This window comes from Paenarthrobacter sp. NPDC056912, from assembly GCF_042786555.1.
Taxonomy (GTDB): Bacteria; Actinomycetota; Actinomycetes; order Actinomycetales; family Micrococcaceae; genus Arthrobacter.
This window is the reverse complement of sequence record NZ_JBHUCD010000011.1, coordinates 34,047-48,437: the sequence shown is the minus strand read 5'-3', so window position 1 is coordinate 48,437 and position 14,391 is coordinate 34,047. Positions and strand designations below refer to the sequence as shown.

Genomic DNA, 14,391 nt, shown 5'->3' with positions numbered 1-14,391 from the left:
GGCTGCTTATTGACCGGTCTGTTGCCGGGTAGGTCAGTGCGCGTACATCGGGGGCGAAGCGGCCAGCTTGCGGAGCCCGATGCCGGAAGCGATCAGCAAAATACCCGACAGAATGGCGAATACCGCCAGCATTCCCACGAGGGCCAGGAAGCCGACCCCCGGGTTGACCAGCACGACTATTCCGAACACCGTGGTGATGACTCCAGTCAGGAACCAGATACCCCAACTTCTGACGTAGCTCCTTGCGGCCAAGGACAGGACAAGCTGCGAGAGCCCCAGGACCAAAGCCCACAAACCGATGAGGACACCCACCGCTGATGCAGTGAAGCCAGGCCAGGCAACGGCCACAATGCCGGCGGCGATGGAGATGAAGCCACCCACCATGCTCCAGCGTGAACGCCCTGCGGGGTCGTAGAAGTAATGGGCCACGTTGGTGATGCCGTCAACGATCGCGAAGACGCCGAACATGATGACAACCACGAACGCCGTGGCGCTCGGCAAGGCGATGATCAGCAGGCCAAAGACAATGGCGAGGACTCCCCGGACCATCAGTGCCGTTCCCGAGTGCTTGTACATTCTGCGCGCTGATACGTCCGACATAAGGTCAGCGTAGCCATCACGGCCCGCTAACGCATCCCCTCGCGCCGTATGGCCGTGGCAATGGCCGCCGCACGCGTTTCCACGCCAAGTTTTGCGTAGATATGGGCCAGATGCGTCTTGACAGTTGCCTCGGAAATGAACAGCCGCTTGCCAAGGTCACGATTGCTGAGGCCCTCAGTCAACAGGCTGAGCAGCTCGGCTTCGCGCGGGGTGAGGATTTCGTCCGGGTTCCGGAGCTGCTGGAAGAGCCGCGATGCCACCGGAGCACTCATCACGCTCTTTCCCTGGACCGCACCCCGAACGGCGGCGAAGATCTCCTCCGGTGCGGCGTCCTTAAGCAGATAGCCCATGGCGCCGGCGTCCACTGCCCGGACGATGTCGGCGTCGGAATCATAGGTGGTGAAGACGATGATGGCTTGCTTCGGGTTTCGCTGCCGCAGCTGCTTGGTGGCCTCGATGCCGTCCATGCCCGCGCCCATCGCCAAGTCCATCAGGATCACCTCAGGGGCATGCTGTTCGGCGGCTTCCAGCGCTTCCTCGCCTGATGCTGCTTCACCGACGACGGCGAAATCCGCTTGGGTGCCGAGCAGCGCCTTAAGCCCGCTCCGGACGACGGTGTGGTCATCCACCAGGAGCACGGAGATGGCGGTCATGGGGCCTCCTTGGTTTCGGATCCGGTCACAGGCAACGGCAGCTGCGCCGCGATGATGGTGCCTTCACCGGGGGTGCTCTCCACATGCAATTCTCCGCCCAGCTGCTCGACGCGCTGCCGCATGGCCCTCAACCCGTAGCCTCCGGTTTCCGACGGCGGTGGCACCGCTCCGGGATCAAAGCCGCGGCCGTCGTCGAACACGTCCAAGGTGACGGAGCCTGGCAGGTAGCCAAGCGTCACGCTGGCGTGGGCGGCGCGGGCGTGCAGTTCGATGTTGGCCGCCGCACTCTGCGTGACGCGCAGCAGTGCGTGCCGAACCTCGGCCGGGACGTGGCGCGGGTCTCCGGTGACCTGTACGTGAATGTTCTCCACGTACTGACGGGCGGCGTGCTCCAGGGCATCCGGAAGCGGCCCGGTTTCGAGGCCTGGGGCAGAGAGTTCGTGGACCAGGCTCCGGGTATCGGCGAGGTTCCGGCGCAGGAGGCGGGTCGCTTTGCTGACTTCACCGTGAGCTGCGGGATCAGGCCAGGATCGCTGGGCGGCTTCGAGCAGAAGCAGGCTGCTCGCTAGCCCCTGGGTAACGGTGTCGTGGATTTCACGTGAAACACGCTCGCGTTCGGCGGTGATTCCTGCCTCCCGCTCGCTGGCTGCAAGTTGCTCCTGGGCTTGGGTGACGCGGTCTAGAAGTCTCCGTTGGAGGGCGGCGTCGCGCTCGATCTTGTCGTAGATCAGTGTGAGCAGGGCACCAGCGGCGAGCGGGCCGAGCAGCATCGCGATATCTGTCCAGTCGCTCATCCGGAAGAGCGCGACGGCGGTAGCAGCCGCCGTCGCGCCGCCCGCCACGTACGCGGGCCAGCCGCGGAAAGCAGTGCGGGTGAGGAAGAAGATGGCGAAGGAACACCACGCGAAGCTCGGGGCCACGATCACCAGCGCCGCCCACGCTGCCACCAAGGCAACCATCCACGGTATCCACGGCTGCCCGTTGCGCCCGGGGTGCCGTTGCCGGGCCAGTACTGCCGTCACGGTGTACAGGGCACATACTCCGGCTGCCAACGCCACGGTCCAGAGGTTATCGGCGGGGGAGTGGCGCATGACGTAGCGGACCGCGGAGGCGACCATCAACACGGCAAAGCCCACGTGGACCACGGCGTCGATCCGGCCATCGATCCGGCTGTCCGGCTCGGGCCGTGGAGGGGCTGATGACATGGGGTTCCGTTTCCGTTGGAGGCGTCCTTTCCATGCTAGGTCCCGCGCAGTTGTTGGTCTCTCCACCTTTTGGCTGATGCCGATGACGGAAGATGATTGTGGAGACAGCCGACACGGCATCACTTCCCGACCACCCCGGCACGGCTGCACCCGCCCATTGATAACCTCAATACACCGCCCGTGCGGCACACCATGCTATCCATCAAGGAGAGGACACCGCCGTCGATGAACTCGGCTGACCAGATCAACGACGTGTCGATGCCATGGGATGGCATCACCGTCGGAGTATTGCTCGATAGCCTGGGCCCGGACATTGTGCGCCCCTTGGCGTTGCCACACGGCCCCTCGGTGGCCGCTGGTTCGCCGTCCATCCATGACACCGACCAAGCTCACGTTGAGCTGACCGATGCTGTGTTGCTGGTGCCGGGCCGCCCGAGCGTTGATCTGCTGGACTGGGCTGCGGAGGCGAAGGTCGCTGCAGTCGTGGTGCGCGCCGGAGCCGTGGACGCTGAAACTCTCACTGCGGCGGCCAACCGCGCCGGTGTGACGCTGTTGGAGTGCAGCGAAGAACTCTCCTGGGGTCAGCTGTATACCCTGATCGACGCTCTGAGGGCGGTCACCGGTCCGGTGCTCGAAGAGGATGATCGGGCGGCAGACCTTTTCTCCCTGGCCAATGACATAGCTTTGCGGGCGGGCGGTGCGGTGGCTATCGAGGACCTTTCCATGCGGGTCCTGGCGTACTCCACGATTCCGGGCCAGGAAGTGGACGATCTGCGGCGGGACGGGATCCTTGGACGACGGGTGCCGGATCACCCAACCAACGCTGAGGACTATTCTGCTGTTTTGCGCGCTGAAACGGCCATCTGGATCCGTGACCAGCTCGATTTCCGGCCCCGACTGGCCATCGCGGTTCGCGACGGTGGCGAACCACTGGGCAGCATCTGGGTGATAGAGGGCGGGAAGCCTGTGACCCCCAAAGCACAAGAGGTGCTGGCCGAAGGCGCCCGCCTGGCTGCTCCGCACTTGGCCAAACTCAACGTCGCCGCGGACGCCGATCGTCGGCAGCGCGCGGAGCGGTTGGGGCAGTTGTTCCGCGGAACCGGACCCCGACGGCGGATTGCGGAGTCATTCGGGCTGCGCTTTGACGCAACTTCCACAGTGGTGGTCATCGGACGAGATGAGAACCCGACCCATTCGCGGGGAATGTCGGCGGCATCGGCCGCGGTACATGTCAGCGTTCTGCTGCGGATGGCGCTGTCCTCCTACCGGCTTCCGGCCGCAGTCGGATCCCTCGACGGTCAGATGGTCGCTGTCATCGGAACAGCAGCTGACTCTCCGGTGCTGCAATCAATTGCCGCCACCGTGCTGGCCAGGTCTGAGGAGAGCATTGGAGGTGGTTGGCGGGCAGGTATCAGCCGCACGCTGGAAAGTGTGGCGGACGTGCCGGTCGGATTCGCCCAGGCGAAACAGGCCCTCGACGTGGTGTCCGGCCCGTTCGGCCATGGGGAGATCGGCAAGCACCATGAGTTGGGGGCGTCGTTGTTCCTGCTGGAGGTGTTTGACGCACTTCAGTCCCAGTCCGCCTTGGACGCCGAACCGCTGTCCGTGGTGGCGGATCACGACAGCCGGCAGGGCACCGACTACGTCCGGACGCTGCGCAGTTGGATCGCGGCGCACTACGACGTCGCCCGCGCGGCGGAGGCGCTGGTGTTGCACCCCAACACCTTGCGGCACCGGCTACGCCGAATGGCTGAAGTGGTTGATATTGAGAACCCGGACGTGCGGCTTGCCCTGGCCTTGCAGTTGCGTCTGCAGGACATCAACACGGAGTTGGCCGGCTAGGTCCCGCGCTGTTCTTGGTCTCTCCGCCTTTTGGCTGATACGGCTGGCGGAAGGGATGAGCCCGGGGTCTGCTTCGGGCCGATGTGGCAAAGGTGCCGTCACGGAAGCATGGAGTTGTACCCAGTGCTTACTACGAGGAGAACTCCGTGAAGAAGTCCAACAAGATGATTGCCGCCGCTGCTGCCGGAGCACTGTTGCTCACCGGCGGAATCACGGCTGTTGCCAACGCTGTGGCGCCTGCGGCTCCCGTTGCCGCCCCTGCCAAGGCTGCTGCGGACGTTCAGCCCGCGCCGGAAAACGTGGTTGCCCAGAATCGCATCACCGTGGGCGCCTCGAGCAAAGCCGTGAACGCGGCGCTGGCCAAGTGCCAGACTGACAAACTGCCGTTCGTCACTGTTGCCCTGGTGGACCGTTTCGGCACCGTCCAGGCCCTCCTTCGCGGTGACAATGCAGCCGAGCACACCATTGAAGCCGCCAAGCAGAAGGCCTACACCGCCGCTGCCTTCGGTGCGCCCACCAGCGAGCTCGCCAAGCGCATCAACGGCAACGGCCCGTCCATTGCCGACCTCCCCGGCACCTTGTTCCTGCCCGGTGGCGTCCCGCTGAAGGTCAACGGCGTTTCCGTGGCCGGTATCGGCGTCGGCGGTGCTCCCGACGGCGCCCTCGACGAGGCCTGCGCTACCGCTGGCGCTGACGCCCTGGCCGCGAAGTAGCCTCGAAGGTATGAGTTTCTTGAAGACGCGCGGCCGTGCGGCGGGTTCGGTGATCGGTGCGGGTTTGCTGGTCGTCGGGCTCGCGGCCGGCTGCGCGCCGTCGTCACCGTCCGGGCCTGCCGGTTCAAGCCCGACGGCGGCCGCCCCACCTTCCAGCGCCTCTCCTTCCGGTCAAGTGCCGACTCAAGCAGCCCCCACCCCAGCGGCGTCGTCGAGCGCGGGTCCTGGCCCGGCGTCGTCGGCTGCTCTGCCGCCCACACTGTCACCGGAGGCCCAAATCGAAACCGACCGACTCCTGATCCTGGCCGCGAAAGCCAACGACGTTGCCAAGGTCCGTGACCTGATCGCGGCCGGCGGCAACGTCAACGCCAAGGACGACATCCAGGACTCCGCGTTCCTGTACTCCGGCGCGGAGGGCTTCAACGAGGTGCTGCAGCTGACCTTGTCGGCGGGGGCGGACGTGCGCAGCATCAACCGATACGGCGGCACGGCCCTGATCCCGGCAAGCGAACACGGGCACACCGAGACCGTTCGTATCCTCATCGCAGCAGGCGTGCCCGTTGACCACGTCAACAACCTGGGCTGGACCGCCATGCAGGAAGCCATCCTGCTCAACAACGGCGGACCCAAGCAGCAGGACGTGGTCCGGCAACTCCTGGCAGCGGGAGCCAACCCGGATATCCGCGATCCGCAAGGCCGAACCGCCCTGCAGAATGCAGAGCGGCTCGGATTTACGGAGATCGCGGCGCTGATCCGGGGCTAGACGGCCTCCAGCACGCTCACGTAATTGGCGATGCCCACGCCGCCCATATTTTGCACGGCTCCGCGACGGGCATGGGGCAGCTGCATGTCGCCCGCTGTGCCACTGAGCTGCATGGCGGCGATGACGTGCTGGGACACTCCGGTGGCGCCCACAGGATGGCCCTTGGCCTTCAGCCCGCCGGAGACGTTGACGGGGAGCTTGCCGTCCTTGTAGACCCAGCCTTCCGTGATGGCACGCGCCCCTTCGCCGCGGGGAGCCAGGCCCATGGCCTCGTACATGATGAGTTCGGCGATGGTGAAGCAGTCGTGGACCTCGGCGAAGTCCAGCCCCTCAATGCCGACACCCGCCATGGTGAATGCGCGCTGCCAGGACGCCCTGGTGGCGGCGAACTCGGTGGGGTCGCGCTTCTCCGCCGGGAAGAAGTCGTTCGCGTGGCCGAAACCAGCCAGGCGGACAGGTGCGGTTGCGCCGCCGGTTGCCGACGTTGACAGCACGACGGCGGCAGCACCGTCCGAGACCGGCGAACAGTCAGTGCGGCGCAAGGGTTCGGCCACCATGGGGTTCTTGTCGGAAATGGTCCGGCAGAACTCCTCGCCGAAGTCGCGGTGCATCTGGGCGTAGGGGTTGTCCATGCCGTTGCGGTGGTTCTTGGCGGCGATGGAACCGAGGACGTCGCCGAGGCCTTGGATGCCAGGACCGGTGATGCTTGCTCCGTAGCGCTTCTCGTAGTGCTTGGCGACCTCCGCGAACAGGCCCGTGAATCCGGTGGAGGATGCCTTTCCAGCCATCTCGTAGGAAGCCCCAAGCAAGGCGGCTCCCACAACGTCCGCGCCGGCGTCGGTCATCTTCTCCGCACCGATCACCAGCACATTGCGGGCAGTGCCGGCGAGCACGGCTTTGACGCCCTGCTGGAATGCGGCGGACCCGGAGGCGCAGGCATTCTCGGTGCGGGTTGCGGGGACGTTGGCCAGGTCTGCGGAGAGCTGGAGCGCCAAGGAAGACGTGAAGCCCAGCGGTTGCATGCCCGAATTGAACTGGCCCAAATAGATCTCGTCGATGTCCTTGGGGTCCAGCCCCGAGTTGCTGATGGCCTCGCCAGCCACCTGGACGATCAGCGACTCCAGCGTGTCATCGGTCAGTTTGCCGAACTTGCTGTGCCCCCATCCCGTGAGCAGGATGTCTTTTCCGAACTGGTCTTTCAAGCTCATGCGTTGGCTCCTTCGAGGGTGTTTTCTTCAGAGGCGAGCGCTACCGCGAACCCGGCCCCGGTCTTGCTGCGGATCTCATCCACGGTGACGCCAGGGGCGAGGCGCGTCAGCAGCAGGCGAGTGTCGCCGTCGTGCGCTTCTGCGTCCGGCGAGATGTCGAAAACCGCGAGGTCCGTGATGATCCGGTCCACGCAGTTGAGCCCCGTAAGCGGGAGGGTGCATTCAGCGACGATCTTGGCCGAACCGTCCTTGGCGTTGTGCTCGGTGAGGACCACCACGCGCGGTGTGCCGGCCACCAAGTCCATGGCGCCGCCCATGCCCTTCACCATCTTGCCGGGGATGGTCCAATTGGCGAGGTCGCCGCTGCCGGACACCTGCATGGCACCAAGGATGGCTACCTTTACGTGCCCGCCACGGATCATGCCGAAGGAGGTTGCGGAGTCGAAGATGCTGCCACCGGGGGTGATGGTGACGGTCTGCTTGCCCGCGTTAATAAGGTCCGCGTCTTCCTCGCCCTCATAGGGAAACGGGCCCATGCCCAGCAGCCCGTTCTCGCTCTGGAGGACCACCCGCACGCCGTCAGGCAGGTTGTTGGCCACCAGCGTGGGGATGCCAATGCCCAGGTTGACGTAGTCGCCGTCGTTCAGTTCTTCTGCCGCAATCGCGGCCATTTCGTCCCGTGTCCATGCCATGGTGACGTGCTCCTTTTCTTTAGACCGCGAGGGTTTCAGGCTGCGGCCGGACCGTGCGCTGCTCGATGTCCTTGACCCGTGCACTCGCCTGCACCAGCCGCTGGACATAAACACCCGGGGTGACGATGTGATTGGGGTCCAGCTCGCCCGGCTGCACGATGACCTCGGCCTCTGCGATGGTGACGGCACCTGCCGTGGCAACCACGGGGTTGAAGTTCCGCGCGGTGTAGCGGTAAATCAGGTTGCCGTCCGTGTCCGAGGTGTGGGCGTGGACCAGCGCGACGTCGGCGGTGATGGCGCGCTCGCGGACGTACGTGACGCCGTCGAACTCTTCCAACGGCTTGCCTTCGGCAACCAAGGTGCCCACACCAGTCCGCGTGTAGAAAGCGGGGATTCCCGCACCGCCGGCGCGAAGGCGTTCGGCCAGGGTGCCTTGCGGGGTGAACTCGACCTCCAGCTGGCCGGCCAAATACTGCTCGGCGAAGAGCTTGTTCTCGCCGACGTAGGACGCAATGACCTTCCGGACCTGGCCCGCCTCGATCAGCACGCCCAGCCCTTTGCCGTCCACACCCATGTTGTTGGAGACGATGGTGAGATCCTTGGCGCCTGACTCGCGGACGGCATCGATCAGGTCAGCGGGTATGCCGCTGAGGCCAAAACCCCCGACGGCGATGGTCAAGCCGTCTGCCATCAGGTCATGGAGCGCTTGGGTTGCGCTCGCGTGGATGGTGGACATTCTGACTCCTCTTTGAGTGTGCTTGGTATCCACTTTGTGGACTTCATGCCTTTGTCTTGGAGCCTAGGTTTCATCTGGGAAGTGGTCAACGGCAAGGAACGTTTGCGGCTCATGGTGTGGACGGTACGCTGGAAGCTGTCCATATTGTGGATGAAATCTTTAGGAGGGCGTCGTGGCAGTACAGGGAGCGCAAGTGGTGGGCCGCGTTGCGCTGCTGTTGCGTCTGGTGGGTCGGAAGCCTGAAGGGACCTCGCTGGCAGGCCTGGTGCGTGAATCAGGACTGACCAGGCCTACCGTGCACCGGCTGCTGACATCGCTGGCTGCCGAAGGGTTGCTCGAACACGATTCGAGCTCCGGAAAATGGGTGCTCGGGCCCGAGATCTTCCTCCTCGGATCGGTGGCGGCAGCCCGTTTCCCCATGGAAGACATTGCCCGGCCGTCCCTGCGCAGGCTCGCTGCGGAGACGGGCGAGAGCGCGTTCTTCTCAATTCGGCGGGGCAACGAAACCGTGTGCGTGCTGCGTGAAGAGGGCTCGTTCCCGGTGCGCTCATTTGTGCTGCACGAGGGCGTGCGTTTCCCGTTGGGGGTGGCCTCCGCGGGGACGGCCATCATGGCGTTCCTGCTTCCCGACGAGCAGGAGTCGCTGCTGGCGGATTGGGCGGCGCATGCAGGCGGCTTTGCTGACGGGCATCCTGCGGACGTGGTGCGGGACAACCTGGAGCAGACCCGTCTGGCCGGCTACTCCGTGAATCCCGGGCTGATCCTGGAAGGCAGCTGGGGCATGGCGGCTGCAGTGTTTGACCAACAGGGGAGGCCTGCATGGGCTTTGTCATTGACCGGGATTGAGCCCCGATTCCGGCCGGACCGACAGGATTTCCTCGGCAAGCTCTTGCTCGAGGAAGCGCACCGGATGACGGCGAGGCTGCAGGGTTAGCTGAGGTCCAGGCGCATGAGAACCCTTGGAAATCCGTCGAGGACGGACGTTGTCTCAGCGACCTTCTTGAATCCGGCCTTCTCAAAGAGCCCGCGGGTTCCCACGTACGCCATGGTCAGATCTACCTTGCTGCCCTTGTTGTCTACGGGATAGCCCTCGATGGCGGGGGCGCCGTGGTTCTTGGCGAAGTCGATGGCCCCGCGCAGGAGCTCGCGCGAGATGCCCTTTCCGCGGTGCCCGGGCCTGACCCGGATGCACCACACGGACCACACTTCGGCCTCGTCAACGTGGGGGATCTTCCGGTTCTTCGCGAAACTGGTGTCCGCGCGCGGGTGCACCGCTGCCCACCCGACTACCTTGCCGCCGTCGTACGCCAAGACGCCAGGCGGCGGGTCCTCCGCCACCAGAGTCTTGACGAACTTGCCACGCTCTTCATGTTGGAGCTCAAGGTTCTTCTTGGACGGGACGCGGTAGCTCAGGCACCAGCACACGTTGGCATCGGGGCGCTTGGGGCCCACCATCGTCTTGACGTCATCGAACACCGTTGCGGGGCGAACTTCGATTGTCATGCCGCCCATCCTGTCATCGGTGCCGTGGGCGGGCAACGGGGCACCGGCGTGTACGGGCCGCCCTGGCGTGGAAGTTCTTGCAGCACCGTGTCCAGCAATTCGGTGAACGTACCCCCTCAAATAGGCACCGTGCTCAACGGCAAACGGTGATGTTGTGCCGCTTGATTGGGCGTGAGTACGGTCACACGAAAAGGGCGCCCACGCCCATCTGCGCGGTTCATGGGGGACCAGCCCCAACCGTCGCCTGAGACGACATTACAAAGGTGTGTGAACTTTGCTTGTAGATGAGCTGAGCCCTTCAACAGGTCACGACGTCCTTCCTGATTCCGAGGGAGACGACTTCATCCAGTTGATCGCTCCTGACGGTCGGCGCAGGGAGAACCCGGAATTCGACCCATGGGTGTTGGACGTTTCGGATGAGCAGCTTGCCTCGCTGTATGAAGACATGGTGGTCATCAGGAGGATTGACACTGAGGCCACGTACCTCCAGCGCCAAGGCGAGCTCGCCCTCTGGCCGCCACTCCTGGGGCAGGAAGCCGCTCAGATCGGATCCGGCCGCGCACTTCGTGAGGACGACTTCGTGTTCCCCAGCTACCGGGAGAACGGCGTGGCGTATTGCCGAGGGGTGAACCTCGGGGACATCGTTCGTGTTTGGCGTGGCAATGCGCATTCAGGGTGGGACCCCTATGAGCTGAACATGGCCACGCCACAGGTCATCATCGGCGCACAGTCACTCCACGCGACCGGCTACGCCATGGGCATCAAGAACGACGACAGCGACGCTGTTGCACTGACCTATTTCGGCGATGGTGCAACAAGCCAGGGCGACGTCAACGAGGCCATGGTTTTTGCGGCCAGTTTTCAAGTGCCCGTCATCTTCTTCTGCCAGAACAACCAGTGGGCAATCTCGGAGCCCGTGGGCTTGCAGGCCCGCGTTCACATTTCTTCGCGCGCTCCAGGCTTTGGCATCCCCTCGATTCGCGTGGACGGCAATGACGTTCTCGCCGTCTTGGCAGCCACTCGGGTGGCCATGCACCGAGCCAGGACAGGCGGGGGACCAACGTTCATTGAAGCAGTGACCTACCGTATGGGACCGCATACAACGGCGGACGATCCCACCCGGTACCGGGACAAGGCAGAGATGGATCAGTGGGTTGCCAAAGACCCGATCTCAAGGCTTGAGGCCCTGTTGAAGAGCAGGGGAGTCCTCACTCCGGAACTCGAATTATCCGTCACAGCAAAAGCAGACGCTGTAGCCAAGGAGATGCGCGAAGCCTGCATCAACATGCCGGCCCCCGCACCCATGGATGTCTTCAGCCACGTATACAGCGAGCCGAATTCAGCGCTGGACACCCAAAAGGAAAACTACGCCCGCTACCTCCAATCTTTCGCAGCTGAGCGCGTTGAAGGGACAAACCAATGAGCACGATGACCTTTGGCCGGGCGATCAACGCCGGCTTGCGTAAGGCATTGGAGGATGATCCGAAAGTCATCCTCCTGGGAGAAGACATCGGCAAGCTGGGTGGAGTCTTTCGCGTAACTGACGGGCTCCAGAAAGACTTCGGAAGCCATCGCGTGGTCGATACGCCCCTTGCCGAAGCCGGAATCATGGGATGCGCCGTTGGATTGGCGTATCGCGGTTACCGCCCAGTGGTAGAGATCCAGTTCGACGGGTTCATCTACCCCGCATTCGACCAGATCGTGTGCCAGGTGGCGAAGCTGCACTACCGGACCCAGGGCAAGGTCACCATGCCCATCACCATTCGGGTGCCGTTCGGTGGTGGGATCGGTTCGCCCGAGCACCACTCTGAGTCCCCGGAGGCCTACTTCACCCACACTTCCGGTCTGCGGGTAGTAGCCGTGTCCAATCCCCAGGACGCGTATTCCATGCTCCTGCAAGCCATTGCTTCGAATGATCCCGTGCTCTACTTCGAGCCAAAGCGCCGGTACCACATCAAAGGCGAAGTGACCGAACACCCCGAACCGGGCAACGGTCTTGCCATGGGGAGTGCGCAGGTGGTGACTCGCGGCGGCGACATCACCTTGGTCACCTACGGTCCGCTGGTGCGAACGGCATTGGACGCAGCAACGGCCGCGGCTGACGACGGCGTGTCCGTGGAAGTGATTGACCTCCGGTCCCTGTCTCCGATTGACTTCGACACGGTTGAAACCTCCGTCCGGAAGACCGGCCGCCTGGTGATCGCGCACGAAGCTTCCCAGTCGGGCGGCTTGGGTGCCGAAATCGCCACCACCATCACAGAGCGCTGCTTCAACTACCTGGAAGCACCCCCGGTGCGGATCACTGGCTTCGACATCCCTTATCCGCCCTCGAAGCTGGAATCACACCACCTGCCGGATTTGGACAGGATTCTTGACGGAGTGGACCGGGCGCTGGGCCGCCAAAACTCCCTTTCGGGCCTGGGAAGGTGAATGCGATGACTATCAAGGAATTCAGACTGCCGGACCTGGGCGAAGGCCTGACCGAATCCGAAATTCTTCACTGGAAAGTGTCGGTCGGAGACATCGTCACGTTGAATCAGGTGATCGCAGAGGTTGAAACAGCCAAGGCCGTGGTGGAGCTCCCGTCTCCGTATGCGGGCACCATAGCGATCCTCCATGAAGAACCGGGCACCGTAGTGGAGGTGGGTACTCCCATCGTCTCGTTTAAGCTTCCCGGCGGTTCCGACGGCGATTCAGGTGACGGTTCCGCCGTCGAAACGCCCCAGGACGACGCAGCCAAACGCGTTCCCACCCTGGTTGGATACGGGGCTGAGGTAGAAAGAAGCGGACGGCCCTCGCGGAGAGCGCGTAAGGCCAATGGTTCTGCGCCTCCAACAACCGGCGACGGCCCCGCCTACGCTGCAGTTTCATCTGCTGGCAGTCTGGAGCGACCCAGATCTACCCCGCCTGTCCGCAAGCTGGCACGCGACCTGGGCGTGGATTTGGGCGCCATTCCAGGTACAGGTCCTGGAGGTCTGGTCACCCGTGACGACGTTCACGCGGCCACAGGGAAGTCTGCCGGCAACCAGGATTTGGGGCGGCAACCAGAGTTTGCTGCCCAGCCGGAGTCTGCTGCTCCGCGGGAGACCAGGACGCCCATCAAGGGCGTACGGAAGCACACAGCTTCTGCCATGGTTTCGAGTGCCTTTACGGCTCCCCACGTGACGGAGTTCTTGACGGTGGATGTCACCAACGGGATGGACTTGTTGGCCAGGCTCAAGGGGAGCCGGGAGTATGCCGGCTACAAGCTGACGCCCCTCACACTGGTGGCGAAAGCAGTCCTCCTCGCCCTGCGCCGCAATCCCTCGCTGAACTCGCGGTGGGATGAAGCCCGGCAGGAGATCGTTCAGTTCAACTACGTCAACCTCGGAATCGCGGCCGCCACACCCCGCGGCCTCACCGTCCCGAACATCAAGGACGCAGACGGGATGTCCCTTACACAGCTTTCTACTGCCTTGAGTGAATTGACCGACGTGGCCCGCGCTGGAAAGACGAGCCCGGCTCAGCTTTCCGGCGGCACTATTTCGATCACCAACATTGGTGTTTTTGGCATAGACGCCGGTACGCCCATCCTCAACCCCGGGGAAGCAGCGATTCTGGCTGTTGGATCGGTCAGGCGGAGGCCGTGGGAATACCAAGGGGAAGTCGCGCTGCGCAGTGTGATGACGCTGAGCCTCTCCTTCGACCACCGCTTGGTGGATGGTGAACAGGGCTCCAAGTTCCTTGCTGACGTGGGTTCCATCATCGCGGACCCCAGCATAGTGATTGCCATGATCTAATTCAGGGCCGTTGCTGAGGCAACGTGGCCTAACAGAAAGCGGATCGCTCCAGTCATGTGGAGCGATCCGCTTTTCGTCGTGAGTGCGATCAGTCCTCGACCAGCAGTTGGCTGATCCGATACGGGACGAGCTCCTTCAGCAAGAGGGACGTGGTGGTCCGCCGGATTCCAGTGCAGTCCGTGATCTGCTGGCCTAGCCGGAACAGGTCTTCGGTGTCCCGCGCAACTACGCGGATGGCGAGGTCAGCTTCTCCTGCCATCCCGTAGACCTCGATGATTTCCGGGATGCTGCTCAGGGCCTCAACGGCAGCGGCAAGCGAAGATTGCTCGACTTCTGCAGTGACGAGTGCCGAGATGGGTAGCCCCAGCGAGTCAGGCGTGATTCGGGTGCTGTTGGGACGAAGGCAGTCGGCAGCCATCTTCCGTTCGAGCCTTGTCTGGACGGTTCCCCGCGCCAGGCCCAGCCTCTTTGCCAGGAAGAGGATGGGGATCCGGGGGTCGTCGTCGAGGGCCCTGAAGACGGCCTTGTCCGTTACATCGAAGGTCGGCACTGCGCGGTGGTCCAGAGTGGGCATGACGGCAAACGTATCAGTCCTATGACGATCGTCAAGTCTTCAAGGCCAAAGTGTGGCGCTCTGCTACGGGCGAACCGGAGCTCTTTGTCCAAAAGGCCGAAGGAAGGCCTGCTACCTCTTCCT

The 14,391-nt window shown here is 63.7% G+C and carries 15 protein-coding genes; 7 read left to right on the top strand and 8 right to left on the bottom strand.

Annotation, left to right across the window (positions count from 1 at the left end; all coding sequences use genetic code 11):
- Positions 1 to 33: 33 nt before the first annotated feature.
- From ACFRJ9_RS13270 to ACFRJ9_RS13260, 3 genes are read right to left on the bottom strand one after another with little or no spacing between them, the layout of a single operon-like run.
- Complete coding sequence (locus ACFRJ9_RS13270; protein WP_377668584.1) at positions 34 to 600, bottom strand: HdeD family acid-resistance protein; 567 nt, start codon at positions 598 to 600, stop codon at positions 34 to 36.
- Positions 601 to 626: 26 nt separating this feature from the next.
- Positions 627 to 1,253, bottom strand: coding sequence for a response regulator (locus ACFRJ9_RS13265; RefSeq protein ID WP_377668581.1), 627 nt, complete (start codon positions 1,251 to 1,253; stop codon positions 627 to 629).
- On the bottom strand, positions 1,250 to 2,458 hold the full coding sequence (locus ACFRJ9_RS13260) for a sensor histidine kinase (RefSeq protein WP_377668578.1): 1,209 nt from the start codon (positions 2,456 to 2,458) through the stop codon (positions 1,250 to 1,252). The genes ACFRJ9_RS13265 and ACFRJ9_RS13260 overlap by 4 nt, the downstream gene beginning before the upstream one ends.
- 180 nt (positions 2,459 to 2,638) lie before the next feature.
- Here ACFRJ9_RS13260 and ACFRJ9_RS13255 point away from each other — a divergent pair, with 180 nt between their 5' ends.
- From ACFRJ9_RS13255 to ACFRJ9_RS13245, 3 genes are all read left to right on the top strand, one after another.
- Positions 2,639 to 4,300, top strand: coding sequence for a PucR family transcriptional regulator (locus tag ACFRJ9_RS13255; RefSeq protein WP_377668575.1), 1,662 nt, complete (start codon positions 2,639 to 2,641; stop codon positions 4,298 to 4,300).
- A 146-nt stretch (positions 4,301 to 4,446) separates the two neighbouring features.
- Positions 4,447 to 5,013 carry a heme-binding protein gene (locus tag ACFRJ9_RS13250; RefSeq protein WP_377668573.1) on the top strand — a complete coding sequence of 189 codons (567 nt, stop codon included), beginning with the start codon at positions 4,447 to 4,449 and terminating at the stop codon, positions 5,011 to 5,013.
- A 10-nt stretch (positions 5,014 to 5,023) separates the two neighbouring features.
- A complete protein-coding gene (locus ACFRJ9_RS13245; RefSeq protein WP_377668571.1) occupies positions 5,024 to 5,776 on the top strand; it encodes an ankyrin repeat domain-containing protein in 753 nt (250 codons plus the stop codon).
- On the opposite strand, the gene ACFRJ9_RS13240 is transcribed toward ACFRJ9_RS13245, so the two are convergent.
- Genes ACFRJ9_RS13240 through ACFRJ9_RS13230 form a run of 3 tightly spaced genes read right to left on the bottom strand, consistent with a single transcriptional unit; the run spans position 5,773 to position 8,412 of the window.
- On the bottom strand, positions 5,773 to 6,984 hold the full coding sequence (locus ACFRJ9_RS13240) for an acetyl-CoA acetyltransferase (protein WP_377668569.1): 1,212 nt from the start codon (positions 6,982 to 6,984) through the stop codon (positions 5,773 to 5,775). The two genes, ACFRJ9_RS13245 and ACFRJ9_RS13240, sit on opposite strands and share 4 nt — an antisense overlap.
- Positions 6,981 to 7,676 (bottom strand): CoA transferase subunit B, encoded by a 696-nt coding sequence (locus tag ACFRJ9_RS13235; protein ID WP_377668567.1) that lies wholly within the window; start codon positions 7,674 to 7,676, stop codon positions 6,981 to 6,983. Before ACFRJ9_RS13235 ends, ACFRJ9_RS13240 begins: the two co-directional genes overlap by 4 nt.
- 19 nt (positions 7,677 to 7,695) lie before the next feature.
- On the bottom strand, positions 7,696 to 8,412 hold the full coding sequence (locus ACFRJ9_RS13230; RefSeq protein WP_377668565.1) for a CoA transferase subunit A: 717 nt from the start codon (positions 8,410 to 8,412) through the stop codon (positions 7,696 to 7,698).
- Positions 8,413 to 8,584: 172 nt separating this feature from the next.
- Between ACFRJ9_RS13230 and ACFRJ9_RS13225 the strand changes: the two genes are divergently transcribed.
- Positions 8,585 to 9,346 carry an IclR family transcriptional regulator gene (locus ACFRJ9_RS13225; RefSeq protein ID WP_377668563.1) on the top strand — a complete coding sequence of 254 codons (762 nt, stop codon included), beginning with the start codon at positions 8,585 to 8,587 and terminating at the stop codon, positions 9,344 to 9,346.
- Here the strand turns inward: ACFRJ9_RS13225 and ACFRJ9_RS13220 are convergent.
- Positions 9,343 to 9,915 carry a GNAT family N-acetyltransferase gene (locus ACFRJ9_RS13220; protein ID WP_377668560.1) on the bottom strand — a complete coding sequence of 191 codons (573 nt, stop codon included), beginning with the start codon at positions 9,913 to 9,915 and terminating at the stop codon, positions 9,343 to 9,345. The two genes, ACFRJ9_RS13225 and ACFRJ9_RS13220, sit on opposite strands and share 4 nt — an antisense overlap.
- A 274-nt stretch (positions 9,916 to 10,189) precedes the next feature.
- Here ACFRJ9_RS13220 and pdhA point away from each other — a divergent pair, with 274 nt between their 5' ends.
- The 3 genes from pdhA to ACFRJ9_RS13205 are packed head-to-tail and all read left to right on the top strand — an operon-like array spanning position 10,190 to position 13,694.
- Positions 10,190 to 11,338, top strand: a complete 1,149-nt coding sequence (pdhA, locus tag ACFRJ9_RS13215) for a pyruvate dehydrogenase (acetyl-transferring) E1 component subunit alpha (RefSeq protein ID WP_377668557.1) — start codon at positions 10,190 to 10,192, stop codon at positions 11,336 to 11,338.
- Positions 11,335 to 12,345, top strand: coding sequence for an alpha-ketoacid dehydrogenase subunit beta (locus tag ACFRJ9_RS13210; RefSeq protein ID WP_377668555.1), 1,011 nt, complete (start codon positions 11,335 to 11,337; stop codon positions 12,343 to 12,345). The genes pdhA and ACFRJ9_RS13210 overlap by 4 nt, the downstream gene beginning before the upstream one ends.
- Complete coding sequence (locus ACFRJ9_RS13205; RefSeq protein WP_377668552.1) at positions 12,342 to 13,694, top strand: dihydrolipoamide acetyltransferase family protein; 1,353 nt, start codon at positions 12,342 to 12,344, stop codon at positions 13,692 to 13,694. Before ACFRJ9_RS13210 ends, ACFRJ9_RS13205 begins: the two co-directional genes overlap by 4 nt.
- Positions 13,695 to 13,782: 88 nt before the next feature.
- On the opposite strand, the gene ACFRJ9_RS13200 is transcribed toward ACFRJ9_RS13205, so the two are convergent.
- On the bottom strand, positions 13,783 to 14,268 hold the full coding sequence (locus ACFRJ9_RS13200; RefSeq protein ID WP_377668550.1) for an Lrp/AsnC family transcriptional regulator: 486 nt from the start codon (positions 14,266 to 14,268) through the stop codon (positions 13,783 to 13,785).
- Positions 14,269 to 14,391: the final 123 nt, after the last annotated feature.

Coding starts and splice junctions, on each gene's coding strand:
- ACFRJ9_RS13260 (WP_377668578.1), bottom strand. CDS start 2,458: ATGTCATCAGCCCCTCCACGGCCCGAGCCGGACAGCCGGATCGATGGC.
- ACFRJ9_RS13235 (WP_377668567.1), bottom strand. CDS start 7,676: ATGGCATGGACACGGGACGAAATGGCCGCGATTGCGGCAGAAGAACTG.
- ACFRJ9_RS13220 (WP_377668560.1), bottom strand. CDS start 9,915: ATGACAATCGAAGTTCGCCCCGCAACGGTGTTCGATGACGTCAAGACG.
- ACFRJ9_RS13245 (WP_377668571.1), top strand. CDS start 5,024: ATGAGTTTCTTGAAGACGCGCGGCCGTGCGGCGGGTTCGGTGATCGGT.
- ACFRJ9_RS13270 (WP_377668584.1), bottom strand. CDS start 600: ATGTCGGACGTATCAGCGCGCAGAATGTACAAGCACTCGGGAACGGCA.
- ACFRJ9_RS13240 (WP_377668569.1), bottom strand. CDS start 6,984: ATGAGCTTGAAAGACCAGTTCGGAAAAGACATCCTGCTCACGGGATGG.
- ACFRJ9_RS13230 (WP_377668565.1), bottom strand. CDS start 8,412: ATGTCCACCATCCACGCGAGCGCAACCCAAGCGCTCCATGACCTGATG.
- ACFRJ9_RS13265 (WP_377668581.1), bottom strand. CDS start 1,253: ATGACCGCCATCTCCGTGCTCCTGGTGGATGACCACACCGTCGTCCGG.
- ACFRJ9_RS13200 (WP_377668550.1), bottom strand. CDS start 14,268: ATGCCCACTCTGGACCACCGCGCAGTGCCGACCTTCGATGTAACGGAC.
- ACFRJ9_RS13210 (WP_377668555.1), top strand. CDS start 11,335: ATGAGCACGATGACCTTTGGCCGGGCGATCAACGCCGGCTTGCGTAAG.